The organism is Hymenobacter telluris, assembly GCF_017313265.1.
Lineage (GTDB): Bacteria > Bacteroidota > Bacteroidia > Cytophagales > Hymenobacteraceae > Hymenobacter > Hymenobacter telluris.
Map to the genome: position 1 here is coordinate 431,899 of NZ_JAFLQZ010000004.1, position 16,088 is coordinate 447,986.

General features: G+C 56.5%; 12 protein-coding genes. 10 read left to right on the forward strand and 2 right to left on the reverse strand.

The window, feature by feature from the left end; all coding sequences use genetic code 11:
- Positions 1 to 23: 23 nt before the first annotated feature.
- A complete protein-coding gene (locus tag J0X19_RS09190) occupies positions 24 to 815 on the reverse strand; it encodes a M48 family metallopeptidase (RefSeq protein ID WP_206984040.1) in 792 nt (263 codons plus the stop codon).
- A 297-nt stretch (positions 816 to 1,112) separates the two neighbouring features.
- Between J0X19_RS09190 and J0X19_RS09195 the strand changes: the two genes are divergently transcribed.
- From J0X19_RS09195 to J0X19_RS09240, 10 genes are all read left to right on the forward strand, one after another.
- The gene (locus tag J0X19_RS09195; RefSeq protein ID WP_206984041.1) at positions 1,113 to 1,727 is read left to right on the forward strand and encodes a fumarylacetoacetate hydrolase family protein; all 615 of its coding nucleotides are present in this window, start codon (positions 1,113 to 1,115) and stop codon (positions 1,725 to 1,727) included.
- Positions 1,728 to 1,944: 217 nt separating this feature from the next.
- Positions 1,945 to 3,948, forward strand: a complete 2,004-nt coding sequence (locus J0X19_RS09200; RefSeq protein ID WP_206984042.1) for a M23 family metallopeptidase — start codon at positions 1,945 to 1,947, stop codon at positions 3,946 to 3,948.
- Positions 3,949 to 4,034: 86 nt separating this feature from the next.
- Complete coding sequence (locus J0X19_RS09205) at positions 4,035 to 6,368, forward strand: S9 family peptidase (RefSeq protein WP_206984043.1); 2,334 nt, start codon at positions 4,035 to 4,037, stop codon at positions 6,366 to 6,368.
- 120 nt (positions 6,369 to 6,488) lie between these two features.
- Positions 6,489 to 7,064 (forward strand): lipocalin family protein, encoded by a 576-nt coding sequence (locus tag J0X19_RS09210; RefSeq protein WP_206984044.1) that lies wholly within the window; start codon positions 6,489 to 6,491, stop codon positions 7,062 to 7,064.
- 452 nt (positions 7,065 to 7,516) lie between these two features.
- Positions 7,517 to 10,750, forward strand: coding sequence for a T9SS type B sorting domain-containing protein (locus J0X19_RS09215; protein WP_206984045.1), 3,234 nt, complete (start codon positions 7,517 to 7,519; stop codon positions 10,748 to 10,750).
- Positions 10,751 to 10,794: 44 nt separating this feature from the next.
- Positions 10,795 to 11,766, forward strand: a complete 972-nt coding sequence (locus J0X19_RS09220; protein WP_206984046.1) for a PorP/SprF family type IX secretion system membrane protein — start codon at positions 10,795 to 10,797, stop codon at positions 11,764 to 11,766.
- 96 nt (positions 11,767 to 11,862) lie between these two features.
- A complete protein-coding gene (gene bcp / locus J0X19_RS09225) occupies positions 11,863 to 12,312 on the forward strand; it encodes a thioredoxin-dependent thiol peroxidase (protein WP_206984047.1) in 450 nt (149 codons plus the stop codon).
- A gap of 166 nt (positions 12,313 to 12,478) precedes the next feature.
- Entirely contained in the window at positions 12,479 to 13,882 is a 1,404-nt protein-coding gene (locus J0X19_RS09230) for a VWA domain-containing protein (protein WP_206984048.1), read from the forward strand.
- On the forward strand, positions 13,879 to 14,613 hold the full coding sequence (locus J0X19_RS09235) for a phytanoyl-CoA dioxygenase family protein (RefSeq protein WP_206984049.1): 735 nt from the start codon (positions 13,879 to 13,881) through the stop codon (positions 14,611 to 14,613). The genes J0X19_RS09230 and J0X19_RS09235 overlap by 4 nt, the downstream gene beginning before the upstream one ends.
- A 40-nt stretch (positions 14,614 to 14,653) precedes the next feature.
- Entirely contained in the window at positions 14,654 to 15,229 is a 576-nt protein-coding gene (locus J0X19_RS09240; protein ID WP_206984050.1) for a hypothetical protein, read from the forward strand.
- A gap of 155 nt (positions 15,230 to 15,384) precedes the next feature.
- On the opposite strand, the gene J0X19_RS09245 is transcribed toward J0X19_RS09240, so the two are convergent.
- Entirely contained in the window at positions 15,385 to 16,029 is a 645-nt protein-coding gene (locus tag J0X19_RS09245) for a zinc ribbon domain-containing protein (RefSeq protein ID WP_206984051.1), read from the reverse strand.
- Positions 16,030 to 16,088: the final 59 nt, after the last annotated feature.

Genomic DNA, 16,088 nt, shown 5'->3' on the forward strand with positions numbered 1-16,088 from the left:
GAAAGGTAGCACGCGACGCTGAGTTATGGCTTATAGTATTTGCGCGCTTCCGGCAATTCGCGCTGAATTGCCGCTACCCGAGTGCCATTGGAGGGGTGAGTTGAAAGAAATTCCGGTGGCGAAGCCGTGCCTTCCCGGGCATCCATGCGCTGCCAGAAATCCACTGCCTTATCAGGATTGTAACCAGCCATAGCCATGAAAATCAGGCCCAGATGGTCGGCTTCCGATTCTTGGCTGCGGCCGTATTTCAGCAGCCCCAGTTGCGAGCCTAAGCCCACCGCTTGCAAAAACACATTTTGGCTAAGCGTGGGCGTCTGCCCTACAGCCGTTGACACCACGCCGCCTACGGTTTGCGCCGCTTGCTGCTGGCTGGCCCGCTCCGAGCTGTGGCGCGCTACAGCGTGTGCAATTTCGTGGCCCATCACTACGGCCAGGCCGGTTTCGTCTTGGGTAATGGGCAAGATACCGGTGTACACGGCCACTTTGCCGCCGGGCATACACCAAGCGTTTTCCTGCTTGTCGTCAATCAGGTTGAACTCCCAGGCATACCCTTCCAGCTGGCTGGACTGGTTTTGCTGGCGGAAATAGGTTTCCACGGCCTGCTGAATGCGTTGGCCCACCCGCTTGACCATGGCGGCCTGCGTGCCACTGGTAATTACCTTGCTGGAAGCCAGCACTTTCTGGTACTCGGTAACCGCCATGGCGTTCATCTCGGCATCGGAAACCAGGCTCAGCTGGCGGCGGCCGGTGATGGGAACAGTGGTGCAGCCAGCAGCTACAAGCAAGCAGCTAGCTAAGGCAAGTTTCTTAAGCATGGTAAGTGACGTTGGAGAGAAAAGATGGGAGCGGAACTACGGCAAGAGCGGCAGCGCGGAGCCTGCCCGCACGGCCCCTATCTATACGATACGAGGCAGGAAAAATGTTTGCGGCCATTGTTTTAAGCGGCTGATAAGCGAGTATTCTGGTAGTTTTTCGTTTCCGGGCCGCGAATTAAGCGCTAATTTTGGCTATCCTGCCCACGCATTGGGGCGCCGTACTCTGGCACGCAGGTAGCCGGTTCGTCGCCCAGTATCCGTCTGCTTACCTGGCCACCCAGCCGCTACTTTCTTTTTATGAAAATCCTCTGCATCGGCCGCAACTACGCCGACCATATTGCCGAATTACAAAACGAAACGCCCGACGCACCCGTCATCTTCGCCAAGCCCGACACGGCGTTGCTTCAACGCAACCAGCCGTTTTTCTACCCCGATTTCTCGCAGGACATTCACCACGAAATCGAGCTGGTGCTGCGCATCTGCAAGAACGGCAAGAACATCGAGCCCAAGTTTGCCCACACCTATTATGATGCCATCGGGCTGGGCATCGACTTTACGGCCCGCGACCTGCAAAGCAAGCTGAAAGGCAAAGGCTTGCCGTGGGAGCTGGCCAAGGGTTTCGATGGCTCGGCGCCGCTCGGCGAAACGTTCAAGCCCGTCAGCGACTTTCCCGACCTCAAGGACATCAACTTCCGGCTGGAAGTGAACGGCGAAGTGCGCCAGCAAGGCAACTCCAGTTTGATGATGCATGATTTCGGCGCCATCATCAGCTACATTTCCAAGTTCATCACCCTGAAAATGGGCGACTTAATCTTCACGGGCACCCCCAGTGGCGTAGGCCCCGTGCAGATTGGCGACCAACTCACAGGCTACATCGGTGACGAAAAAATGCTGGACCTGGCTGTGAAATAGCAGCCGATACTAGGCCAGTTTGTTGCGTATCGTTGATTTTTCTGACTGCCAAGACGCACAATTGGCCTTGTCCGTCGTTTGGCAGTGGCACCGCGGCCGGTTCCGTGAATTTTGGCACGCAGTTGCTTTTATACTTTCCTGTAAATACCCGCGAAGTTCTTCGGTGGGCGCTAGCAATAGCGCCTAGCTGCGGGTTTCGTGGTAGTTGATTTTGCGAATGCCCGATGTGTTGAATGCGCCCTCGCGGCGGCTGTTGAGTGTGGCCCTGCTTCCGCTGTTATTATTGGTCCTGGGGTTGCAGCCGGCTTCCTGCGGCGGCCAGGAAACCGATTCGCTCAGCCAGAACCCACCATCCCCCGCCGGCCCGCGGCCCGTTGTGCCCGATGGCTACTTCTTGTTTCCTATCAAGCCCGGCAAGCCCAACTTCCTGACCGGCAGCATGGGCGAGCTGCGCCCCAACCACTTCCACGGCGGCCTCGACATCAAAACCGATGGCCGGGTGGATTTGCCGGTGTATGCTGCCGCCGACGGCTACATTTCGCGGCTCAAGCAAAGCAGCTACGGCTACGGCAACGTGCTCTACATCACCCACCCCAACGGGCTGACCACGGTGTACGGCCACCTCAACCACTTCAAAGGTGCTTCCGCCGACGAGTTGTTGCGCCAGCAATACACCAAGCAGACTTACGAGCTAGAGCTGTTTTTCGACAAGAATCAGTTTCCGGTGAAGCGCGGCGACGTGGTGGCTCTATCCGGCAACACCGGCGGCTCAGCGGGACCACACCTGCACTGGGAAGTGCGCGACGCCAAAGACAACCAGCTGAACCCCTTGCAGTTCGGGGGGTTCTCGGAAATTCAGGACCACGTGGCGCCGCAGTTGCAGGCGTTTGCAGTGGAAGCGCTGAGCATTGAAGCGCGGGTGCTGGGCAAATTCGGCAAGTCGGTGTTTGTGCCGAAAGTGCCAGCTTTGCCCAACGGCGGCGGCAACGTGTGGGCTGATACCATTCCAGCTTTCGGCACGGTGGGGTTCTTGGTGCAGGCTTTCGACCGGTTCGATGGAGCCTGGAACAAAAACGGGCTGCAACGGGTGGAAGTGCGCGTGAACGGCCTTCCGATTTACAAGCACGTCGTGGACGATATTCCGTTTCCGGAAGGCTCGCGCCAAATCAACCGCCACACCGATTACGAGTGGCGCTTCACGCAGGGCCGACTGTTCGAGAAACTGTTCGTGGACGATGGCAACGACCTAACCATTTATACCGCTGGCCCCGCCAAAGGCCGCTTGCGGGTGGAAGATGGCAAGCTCTACGCCGTGGAAATCCTGCTCGCCGACTCGTACGGCAACACCACGCCGCTGCGGTTTGTGCTGCGCGGGCAGCAGCCAGTGTACTACAAAACCCGCTCGGCGGCAGTCAAGAAGCCTACGCTGCGCTACGATATTAGCCGCAACCTGCTGGTAGCCACCGCCGCCGACCCCGACACAGCCGCTACCGGCGGCCCGCTCACGCTGTTCAAAGGCAACCGCCGCCTCACGCTGCGTCCCAGCTACACCATACTCAGCGAGAACACCTACCTCTACGACCTGCGCGCCGGCCTCCCCGACTCCATGCAGTTCGGCGGTATCACCCGCCGCTTCGACCGGCAGGCGCTTATCCCGTCAGGCCAGGATTTTGCCTTCACTACCAGCCACTTGCAACTAGGCTTCGGCCGCGAAACGCTGTTCGATACGCTGTATGTGCAAACGGGCTATAAGGCCGGCGTTTGGACCGTGCACCTGCCCCGTACTCCTTTATATAAGCCTTTACGCCTCACGCTAAAGCCCGAAACTGATGTAGCCGACAAAGAGCGCACCGCCATTTACAGCGTCACGGCCAACGGGGGCCGCGCGTACGTGGGCGGCAAATGGGACGGCAACACCATTTCGGCGCCTATCAAGGCCTTTGGGCAGTTCAAGCTATACACCGACGTAACGCCCCCTTCGGCGCGGCTGCTGCGCAAAGGCCCGGGCGGGGTGGCGTTCAAGGTCGGCGACGATATGTCGGGGCTGGCTAGCTACAAGCTGGAAGTGAACGGGCAGTTTCACCTGCTGCGCTTCGAGCACAAAAACGCCCTGCTTTTTTCGGAATCAACCGACAAGGTTGGGCCTCCACTGCGCGGCCCGGCTACTCTGTATCTGCGTGACCAAGCTGGCAACGAGGCGGCTATTCATGTGGTGCTGTAACAAGGACTTACCGCTGCATATTGTGGCGTAATTCGTAGTATCGTCCGCCCAACTCTTTGACTTTTAGCCGGCTTCTCGCCACCTCTATGCACAAGTTCTTACTGGCCTTTGCTGCTACGGCCTCTTTTGTTTCAGTGGCCACGGCCCAGCAGCCGCCTGTTCTTACCACTCAGGATTACGCCCGCGCCGAACAATTCATGGGCTACAACACCCAGGCGCTAGTAGACGGCAGCGCCGGCCAGCCCCATTGGCTGAACAACGACCGGTTTTGGTACCGCGTGCTGACAGCGCGGGGCAGTGAGTTTGTACTAGTGGACCCGGCCCGCAAAACCCGCACCGCCGCATTCGACCACAGCCGGTTAGCGGCGGCTTTATCGGCAGCCAGCGGCAAAACCTACGAGGCCAGTCGGCTCCCGTTTCGCAGCTTCATGTTTTCGCCCGATGAGAAGACAATTTTCTTTGAGGCTAACGGCAAAAACTGGCAATACAGCCTGGCCAGCAACCAAGTAACGGCCAATACTACGCCGGCCCCTGCCGCTACTCCCAACGCCGACAACGAAATCGTGTCGCCCGATGGGCAGTTGGCGGCCTACATTCAGGAGTACAATCTGTGGGTGCGCAACACCAGCACCAACCAGAAAACCCAGCTCACCACCGACGGCGTACTGAACTACGGTTACGCCACCGACAACGCCGGCTGGAAGTCCAGCAGCCGGCCCGTGCTGCGTTGGTCGCCCGATTCGCGCAAGATTGCCACGTTCCGGCAGGACCAGCGCAACGTGAGCGACATGTACCTGGTAACCACCAACATCGGCAAGCCCACCCTGAAGGCGTGGAAATACCCCTTGCCCGGCGACCAAGACATCATCACCATCGAGCGGGTGATTGTGGAAGTGAACAGCCCGAAAGTGGTGCGCCTGCAAACCCCACCCGACCCACACCGCGGCACCCTCTCCGACGATATTTCCAGCAGCGGCACGTTTGATGATGTAGACTGGAGCCCTAATGCCGACCAGCTAGCCTTTGTTTCGACTTCGCGCGACCATAAAAAGGAGCAGCTGCGCATAGCCGACGCCACCACCGGTGCCGTGCGGGACGTGTTTTCGGAAACGGTAGCCACCCAGTACGAGTCGGGCCAGGACGCTATCAACTGGCGCTATCTGCCCAAAACCAAAGAGGTTATCTGGTACTCGGAGCGCGACAATTGGGGTCACCTCTACCTCTATGATGCCGCTACCGGCAAGCTCAAGCAGCAGATTACCAAGGGTAATTTTGTGGTCACGCAGCTGCTGGAAGTGGACGAACAAAAGCGCCAACTGTATTTTTTGGCAGGCGGGCGCGAGCCAGGCAACCCGTATTTCAGCTATCTGTACCGGATTGGGATGGATGGCAAGAACCTGAAATTGCTCACCCCAGAAGCCGGCAACCACCAAGTGATGCTGGCTCCCTCGGGCCGCTACTTCCTCGACAGCTACTCACAGCCCGACCGGCCCGGTGCCACCGTGCTGCGCTCCATGGACGGCAAGCTGGTTTCGACGCTAGAGAAAACCGACGTTTCCCGCCTTGCGGCCACCGGCTGGAAGGCTCCTACGCCCATTACGGTGAAAGCCCAGGACGGCCAAACTGACCTCTACGGGTTGATGTTCACGCCTACCACCCTCGACCCGGCTCGTAAGTATCCGGTTATCAATTACATCTATCCGGGGCCGCAGGGTGGCAGCGTAGGTAGCTGGTCGTTTTCGGCGGCGCGCGGCGACCATCAGGCTTTGGCTGAGCTGGGTTTTGTGGTGGTGCTGATTGAAGGTACCTGCAATCCGCTGCGTTCCAAGAGTTACCACGATGCCTGCTACGGCAACATGGCCGAAAACACCCTCTCCGACCAGGTGGCCGGCATGCGGCAACTGGCTCAGAAGTATCCGTACATCGACTTAAGCCGGGCTGGTATCTGGGGGCACTCGGGCGGCGGCTATGCCACGGCCGCGGCCATGTTCCGCTACCCCGATTTTTTTAAAGTCGGCATTTCTGAGTCGGGCAACCACGAAAACCGCAACTACGAAGACGACTGGGCGGAGCGCTACATCGGCCTGCTTAAAACCAACCCCGACGGCACCACCAACTACGACAACCAGGCCAACGCCGCCTTTGCCAGCAACCTGAAAGGCAAGCTCATGCTGGCGCACGGCCTGATGGACAACAACGTGCCGCCCTACAACACCTTCCTGGTAGTGGAAGCCCTCACCAAAGCCAACAAAAGCTACGACCTGGTGGTATTCCCGAATGCTACGCACGGCTTTGGGGCCTACTCGCCCTACATGACGCGCCGCCGCTGGGACTATTTTGTGCAGCACTTAGCCGGTGCCGTACCGCCGCACGACTACGAAATGAAGTCCAAGACGGACCCACGTAATTCACTGCAGTAAGTGGCGCAGAAAGGAGCTTGCTTTACGCGCCGGATGGAGGCCCTATAGATGAGAAGCTGACAGACTTACATCCTCCGGCCCCGGTCACGCGTAAAGCAAGCTCCTCTTTACTTTTCTGCAATGCCCAACGTCATCAAAACCCGCAAGCCTGTTCTATTTGCTACGGCCGTGGCAGCCGTAGCCACTGGCTTAACTGCCTACGGTTATTTGCGCCGCAAACTGTACGCGCCGCTGGCTACAGTACCGTACGTAGACCTGCACAAGTACAGTGGCTTATGGTACGAGGTAGCCCGGTTGCCCGCTCGCTTCGAGAAAGGCTGCCAGCACGTTACCGCCGAGTACAAACTGCGTTCCGATGGTAAAGTGAGCGTGCTCAACACCTGCCATCAAGAAGGAATCAACGGGCCAGTTGAAACGGCTAAAGGTGTGGCCCGCGCCGTAGATGGCACTAATGCCAAACTGAAAGTCAGATTTTTCTGGCCTTTCGAGGGCGACTATTGGATACTGGACCTCGACTATTCCGACTACCGCTACGCCTTGGTAGGCACCCCAAGCCGGGAAAACCTGTGGATACTAAGCCGCACCCCGCACCTAAAGCGGAATCTTCGTGACATGCTAGTAGGCAAAGCGCACGAGTTGGGCTTCCCGGTTGATAAACTGCTTTTCACTCCCCAGCCTGTAGTTGATAAGCCTTAAGCTCTTTTGTATTTTCAGCTTTTTCCTGATTCCCAACAGCAGGCGGTAATAGCGCCTGTTGTTGGGTTTTTATTTTATCAATCAATACGATTTATTATAAAATTCCGTTTTTATTGCATTTTAAACTTCCATCAAACAAATAGCGTAGTTCATTTCAAGCTATTCAACTTATGTGTTTGCTGTTATGCGTGTTATCCAAGCCTCTGATTATACTTTTCTTGTACATATAATTATGAAAAGCTATTCTTAGATCAATTATAACAATTGCTTAGCGTCAGCACAATATGTAATTAAAACAGTATTTCAGGCTTTAAAATCCTTATTTTATTGCAGTTGCCAGAGAAACTATTAGCACGTATTTTTACGTGCAACGATATTTCCACTATTGCCTTTTACCTTGATTGCCTCTTGGGCAGCGTGTAGCTCCTTAATCAATCCTACACCCTTATGCCATGACTATACTCCTACTGAGCCAGATAAAGTCCTTTTTACACGGCCCCTTGGCAGCTTTCTGCTATTGCGGTGATGATGTACGCCCGTGGTACAAGAGACTTATTTTTCTGGCTTTGCTATGGAGCGGTTTATCGGGGTTGAGTGGTGTGGCGGTAGCGCAGTCCAACCGGTTTGTAACCCGTAACGACTTCAACCAGGTACAGAAGAACACGGCTAAATCGGGCAACGTTATTCTCAACGACAGCAACCCCGATAACCTGCCTAATGCAGCCTTTATAGTTACGCTAGGTACCAGCCCGGTTAACGGGACACTCACCAGCATCAACCCCGACGGCAGCTACGTATATACGCCTAACCCAGGGTACCTAGGATCTGACAGCTTTACCTACAGCATCTGCCAGCCGGGGGCCTTCCCAGCCTGTTCCAACACCTCAACTGTAACCCTCAACGTGTACGACCCCACCGTGGTATGCACGCTGGGAACCGGGCAGAACTTGTTGAACAACCCCAGCTTCACGCAGGGTAACACTGGCTTTTCCACCAGCTACGATTTTGTTGCCACTCCTAGCTCCGTCCCAAGCCTCTACCAGGAAGGCACTTACGCCATAGGTACTAACTCCACTACTTACCACAATAATTTCATAGGTACCGGCCGCACCGGGCCCACCGACAAATTTATGATGGTGAACGGGGCAGCGCGCTTGGAGGGAGTGTATTCGCAAACGATAACCGTACTGCCTAACCGGTACTATTCGTTTTCGGCTTATGCGGCTAGCCTCAACAACGGCATTCCGGCGCAGTTGGGCCTGGTAGTTGATGGCAAATCCACGTCGGTAGTAACCACGCTGCCCACCACGCCAGGGCAATACGTACAGTTTTCGGACCTGTACTTCTCGGGACCCGGCCCGGCCAGCGGCTTCCCCATAACCATTGAAATTCGGGACGTTAACAAGGTGGCCGTGGGCAACGACTTTGGTCTCGACGATGTGTACTTCGGCTCGTGCAGCGCCTTCTTATTGGCCGATACCAAAACCACAACCCCCGTTCCCGACATAGCAGTACCGGCCGCCATTCTGCCGCTGAGTGCCACCATCAACGTGGGTGGTAGCGTGGGCGTGACGGTGGCTTCGTTCGTGGTGCAGAGCTTACCGGCCAGTGGTGTCCTGCGCTACAACGGGGTTCCGGTAACCGAAAATCAGGTGATTCCGGTGGCTAGCGTTGGCAGCCTCAGCAGCGGTGGTAGCCTCACCTACACCCCGGTAGGGGGCTGCACCGGCACCACCACCACATTCACCTACACTGCTCTGGACAGTGACGGTACCGGCTCTGAAAATATTGCCACTTATACCATTCCGGTTACCCCCATTGCTACTCCTACCATCCGAATGGCCGCTACCGGACCGGTTTGCCCTGGTACGCAGGTGCCATTGCGTGCGGGTTCCCGGCCAGGGTTTCTGTTTACGTGGTACAATGGTGCAACCATAGTGAACGGGGCCGGCTCTGTGCTCAATGATAGTGTGTTTGTGGCCTCTGCTGCCGGTACATATACTGTTAAAATTCAGTGGGCAAACTGCTCCACTACTTCCAATGGCGTTAATCTGACAGTTCTGCCTCCGCTTACGGCTGGCACTGTTGGAACCAACCAAACGGTTTGTGCCGACGTGGCACCGGCACTGCTTAGCAGCACCGCAGGAGCTGGCGGTGGTACGGGCAACTATTCTTACCAGTGGGAGTCGTCGGGCAACAATACCACCTGGAGCGCTATTGCAGGCGCAACGGGCGCCGACTATGCACCGGGAATCTTGGCCGCTACCACGTATTTCCGGCGGCAAGTAACGTCGGGCACTGGCTCCTGTGCTACTGCTTACGCCAACACGGTGGTTGTGAACGTACTCCCCGCCGTAACTCCGGGCAGCATCGGTGGCAATCAAACTATCTGTGCGGCCTCAGTTCCGGCGGCTTTCACCAGTACGGCTGGCGCTGGTGGAGGTACCGGCTCCTGCCTGTATCAGTGGGAATCATCGGTTGACAATATCACCTGGAACCCCATTGCTGGTGCAACGGCGGCCACCTACGCTCCGGGCCCACTCACCACTACCACGCATTTTCGGCGGCAAGCCACTTCCACTGCGGGCACTTGCCAAGCAGCTGTATCCAACCCCGTAATAGTGCGTGTGCAAGCGCCACTGACGGTTGGCGTAGCCTTGGCGGCCCCCCCAGCCCAGTGCGCCGGCACGGCCCTCACCTTCACCCCCACCCTCACTAACGCGGGCTCAACCCCAACGTACTCCTGGTTTGTAAACAACGCGCCAGTAGCCAGCACCCCCACTTATACCAGCAGCACCCTGGCCAACGGCGACCAGGTGCGGGTGGAAATAACTCCAACCGTTGGGTTTTGCGCCACCGGCACGGCTGCCGCTACGGCCACCGTTGTGCTTACCCCTTCTCTGCTTCCCACCCTCACCATCGAGAGCCAGCAGGAGATGCCCGTGTGCCCCGGTACGTCGCTCACTTTCTTGGTTGCTCAGTCTATGAATACGGGGACGGCACCGCAGTACCAGTGGCAGGTAGATGGCGCTGACGTAGCCGGTGCTACGGGCGCAACCTTCACCAGCAGCACCCTGCGCGACGGTCAGCAGGTGACGTTGAAGCTACGCACTACCACCAATTGCAATCAGCCGGCCGCGGCAGCCTCTAACTCGGTGAAGGTGACTATCAGCCAATTGGCGAAAGTGAATGCCGGGCCGGACAAAGAAATCGAAGAAGGCCAGGAAGTGGTGCTGCAAGGCTCAATTGATGGCAATTACCCGGTAACCTGGAGCCCCGCCCAGGGCCTGACTTTCGTGAACGGCAACCGCCTCCAGCCTATTGCGGCGCCCACCACCACCACCACATACACGCTGTCGGCGGGGCCTAGCGGCTGCCAAAATGTGAGCCAAGTGACCGTGAAAGTGAAGAAGCGCCCGCTCATCCGCATTCCTAACGCCTTCAGTCCCAACGGCGACGGCCAGGATGACACCTGGGAAATCGACCGGATTGGCGACTTCACCGGCAACGCCGTGACGGTGTTCAACCGCTGGGGCAATCAGGTGTTCAAAACCACCAATTACAGCCGCACCAACGAGTGGAACGGCCAAATCAATGGGCAGCCGGCACCGCTGGGCACTTACTACTATGTCATTACGCTGGGCAAAGGCCAAACCTACAGCGGCTCACTTACAGTGGTTTACTAGCTGAGCCACTTAGTTTTTTCTATTCGTTGGTAGCAGGGTTCTATATGAAAAGATTTCTACAGCACTTGGTCTTTATTGGTATGCTGACCGGCTTTGCAGCCCGGCCCGCTCAAGCGCAGCAGCAGGCTCAATACAGCCAATACATGAACAACAACTACATACTCAACCCCGCCGTGGCGGGTACCGAAGATGTAATTGATGTCAAACTTAGCTACCGTACCCAATGGACCGGGCTGGAAGGTGCCCCCAAGACCTACTATGCCAGTGCCCACTCCTCGTTGGGCCGGCAGCAGAAATCCAAGCAGAATATGCACGGCTGGCGGCGGGGGTTTCACGCGCTGGGCACCATGCTCTACAACGACGTGACTGGGCCCACCAGCCGAGCTGGTATCTACGGCTCTTACGCCTACAACATTGCCTTAACCCGCACGCTGCGGGCCGCACTTGGCGTTTCGGCCGGCATGCAGCAATTCGCTATTGATGGGCAGCAGCTTCGATTTCATGACCCCAACAACCACCCCGGCAGCCAGGCTGCACGAGTGCCGGATGCCACGGTGGGCTTGTGGGTGTATAGCCCCACTTTTTACGTGGGAGCCTCGGCCGCGCAACTGCTCGGTAACCAGTTGGATTTCTCGTATGCCCAAGTCAACCGTTTGGCCCCCGGCAACGCCCTAAAACGCCACTATTTCGTTACGGGTGGCCTGCGGGTGCCCCTAAGTTCCGATTGGGTACTGGTGCCTTCCGTTTTGGTGAAATCGGTACGCCCGGCGCCCATTTCTATCGACTTGAATGCCAAGCTGAAGTACCGCGACCTTATCTGGGCAGGTGGTTCGCTTCGCGCTTTCGATGCCGTAGTGGCGTTGGTAGGGCTCAACCTCAACGAGTACACTAGCCTGAGCTATTCCTATGATGCGGGCACTTCGAAGCTGGCGGGCTACCACTGGGGCAGCCACGAAGTGCTGCTGGGGCTGCGGCTGAAGAAAACGCAAGTGGTCTGCCCACAACGGTTTTGGTAAGGGCAACGCTGGCTCCGTAATGCGGCGCTGCGGGCGGTGGCACTTCACACCGGATAACGGTTAACTTCGCGCCACCCGTTACACTGAACTTTCTTTATGGCACTCCCTCAAGCTGGCGACACCGCCCCCGACTTCACCGCCCAGGACCAAAACGGCACCTCGCACACCCTCGCCAACTACCGCGGCCGCCGGGTAGCCCTGTATTTCTACCCCAAAGACGACACCTCCGGCTGCACCGCGCAGGCCTGCGACCTGCGCGACAACTACCAGAGCCTGTTGGCCGCCGGCATCCAAGTACTCGGCGTCAGCATCGACAGCGAAAAGTCGCACCAGAAATTCGCCACCAAGTACGACCTGCCGTTTCCGCTGCTCGTCGATGAAGACAAGAAAATAGTGCAGGACTACGGCGTATGGCAGGAAAAATCAATGTACGGCCGCAAATACATGGGCACCATGCGCTACACTTTCCTGATTGATACAGAAGGCAAAATAGAGCGGGTGATTACCAAGGTGGATACAAAAAACCACGCAGCTCAACTATTATAAGTTGACTGAAAAGCCCACAACTATCAATTCCTGGTTTGCGGAGGCCAACTACCCCTCTGGCAACATACAAAGCCCTGCTAGCTGAGCGTTGAATACCTGATTTAAAACTCAATTCAGTAGCTGGTTCTGCCAACGTAAGGCAGAACTAAGGTAAGATTTATTGCATATGCGTCGTCTGGCGGTGGTTTTGTGTTGGATTGTTGGGATGGTCGTTGGGCTGGCCAGCCCCGTGTACGCTCAAAATGCAGCACCCGAAAAGCCTCGCGTCACCCGGATTCTGTTTCTGCTGGATGCTTCGGGCTCAATGTTGGCACCCTGGGAAGGCCAGGCTCGCATGGATGTAGCCAAGAGCTTGCTGGCCAAGATGGTGGACTCATTAAATGCCTACCCCAACCTAGAATTGGGGCTGCGCGCTTACGGCCACTTGCACGACAAGTCGGAAAACAACTGCGAAGACTCCAAGCTGGAAGTGCCTTTTGCGCCCAAAAACGCAGCGGCCATCAAAAACCGGCTGAAAACTATTGTGCCGCAGGGCAATACGCCCATTACGTATTCGCTACTACAATCGGCCGGCGACTTCCCCACCGACAAAACGGCACGTAACGTCCTGATTCTGATAACCGACGGGCTGGAATCTTGCAAAGGCGACCCGTGCGCTACCTCGGTGGCGTTGCAGCGCAAGCGGGTGTTTCTGAAGCCATTTGTTATCGGGATTGGCGCCGAACGGGAGTTTGGCAAGCAACTCGAATGCCTGGGCCACTACTACAATGCGGCTGATGTGAAGACCTTCCGCACGATTCTCAACGATGTAGTAGCCCAGACGCTGGCTAAAACCACCGTGGCCATCAACCTGACCGATGAAGCTGGTAAGCCCGTGGAATCGAACGTGAACATGACGTTCATCAACAACATCACCGCCCAGCCCGAGTACAACTACGTGCACTACCGCGACGCGCAAGGCAAACCCGATGCCCTCGACATCGACGCGCTTCAGAGCTACGACTTAGTTATCAATACGGTGCCTCCGGTACGACAGGAAAACTTACAGATTCGGCCTGGCAAAGCCAACGTGCTGACGTACAAAACGCCCCAGGGTACGCTGTGGCTGCAAAGCCCCAATCTAACGGCCAACCCATACGGTACGGTGCAGGCTGTAATCCGGCAGGCCGGCAAAGACAATACCCTGCTGGCGCTGCCTTTTGGGGCGCGGCAGAAGCTCCTGGCTGGCAACTACGAAGTGGAACTTCTAACGCTCCCGCGCCAAATCCGACGTATCAGCGTCAAGCAAGGCCAGGAAACGACGGTTACGTACGCTGCTCCTGGTATCCTCAACATTATTTCCGACTTGAAAGGCTACGGCAGCATCTACCGCCTCAACGACGACGAAAGCCAAACGTGGGTGTACAACCTGCCCGATGGCGGCAGCAGCAAAGTAAATATTGCCATGCAACCCGGAGCGTATCGGCTGATATTCCGCACCAAAAACGCCATCGGCAGCAAGTTCACCGACGTGCGCAACTTCACCATCCGAAGCGGCCAAACCAGCTCGGTCAGCATTTTCGGAAAATGAATTACGAAATGCAGCAGGCTGTGCAAGACCTGCAAGAAAACGGCCACGCCACCCTACCCGGCATTCTTTCCGCTTCAGAAATATCAACTATCCTAAACACGGTGCAGACCGCCGAAATAGCGTCTCCCAACTTTCGTCGCAGCCAGGATATATTTGCTATTCGCAATCTACTGGGAGAACTTCCGGCGCTACGAGAGCAACTGCTCACTCCGGCTGTGCGCCAGTTGCTGGCAGTGCTTTTTCCGGACGCCACACCGCACCTAACGAAGGCCATTTATTTCGATAAGCCAGCCGGCTCTAATTGGCTGGTGGCTTGGCATCAGGACGTGATGATAGCCGTAAATCAGCGGCTGGACTTGCCCGGCTACGGTCCTTGGGCCTGCAAGCAAGGTGAAGTAACGGTGTTGCCGCCGCGCCAGATTTTGGAAAGCATCATCACCATTCGGCTACACCTCGACGATTGCGACGCCAGCAATGGGGCGCTGAGGGTAGTACCCGGCTCCCATCGGCACGGCGTAGTTGCCAACAACGATTTGCCGGCTTACACTCCGCAGGCCGTAACCTGTGCCGTGCCGGCCGGCGGCGCCATGCTGATGCAGCCCCTCACGCTGCACGCCTCCAACCGCAGCACCAGCCCCCGTCCACGCCGCGTGATCCACCTAGAGTTTAGTGCCGCTGAATTACCAGCCGGATTGGATTGGCGGGAGCGGATGACCACCCACATACAATAGTTTCTAGCGGCGGCGCACTCCCTTCTCAGCCTCAATATCTATGCAGAAAGTATTCAGTTTCCTCGAGAAGTCATCAGTTATTTTAGCTGGTATAGGATTGATGTTCAATCTCTTGCTCTGGAAAGGGGGAGACTTTATGCTGATAATAAGCCTGACGTTTTTAAGCGTTATTTACTTCTTCGGAAGCTATTTCCAACGGGCAATGCCGGTGCGCCATGGGCAGGACATTACCACAACTTCTGCAACCACAGCACTACTAAAGATTTTTATTGGAATAGCCTTTTCAACGATGATAGTAGGGTTGCTATTCAAGCTGCTTTTCTGGAAAGGCTCATTCGTGATGCTGACCGCAAGTATCGTTGCGACTGCATGCATCCTGTTATGGGCATTAGTTACCTCGAAGAGTCTTACTAAGCCCTCAGAAACCGCCGTTTTTCGCCGAAGTGGAATTATTCTGAGCTTGGGTATTGCCGACTTGCTAATCAGCTCATCTACTATCTACGGCATCTTTCACCGCAATGACCCGCAGCTAGTAGAAAAATGGACTCGCATGTCGCAACATCCTGAAAATGCTGCTTATAAAGCGGATTTCGATGCGTATCGGCGTCACCAATAGTCTGCGCTGAAGCTACAGTGGCCGTAACCGAGACGGTAATGGCTCACCGCAAGTAAATTTCAGCTTTGCCACAAACCGAACCGCCCCCGGCTACCTAGTTGGCAGCCGGGGGCGGTTTATTGCACTCTAAACTTAGGACTAGTACACCTGGAACGCTACTGCTTGCTACCGCACTCGGCGCAGAACCGTTGCTCGCCTTTCATCGTGGCGCCACAGTCCGAACAAAACTTTTCCTTGGCCTGCGCCAGTGCCGCATTAGGTGTACCGCACTGTGGGCAGAATTTCTGGGTGGGGTTGAGTTTGGTGTTGCAGCTTTGGCACTGCACTATGCCGCCTCGGTTCAAAAAGTCCAGCTCTTTGGTGTAGTCTTGGGCGCGGGTCTTGGTGTAGATCTGCTCTCGGCCGGCTTGGGCCTGCTGAGCAGCCAACTCTTCATGCTCGTCGGGGGCGCAGTCTTCACAAAGGCCGGCCTTTCCGTTCCAACACACATCGGGGCATACCCAATGGCCGCAGCGAGTACACTGCTTGAAGTGTTGCTTGCCTTCCTGCACGGCGGTGTCCAACGCCGCGTCGTGGGCTTTCCCCCCGATGGCGCGCTGCACGTGGTAGGCCGCGTTGCCTGCCTCGTTGAACATGCCCCCGAAAAGGCTACCAGCAGCGCGCATCAGTTCGCCTGCAATGCCAACAGCATTCGGCTGGAAGCGAGACATGTGACCGTTGCGGCACTTGTCGCAATAGAATTTGAACTGGAAGCCTTTATCAGTTGATAAGTCGTCGTGGTTGGCGACAAACTGAATCATGTTGCTCATAGTCGGATTGGTGGAAGGTGACGCCTAAAAGTAACATATCTGATTATTAA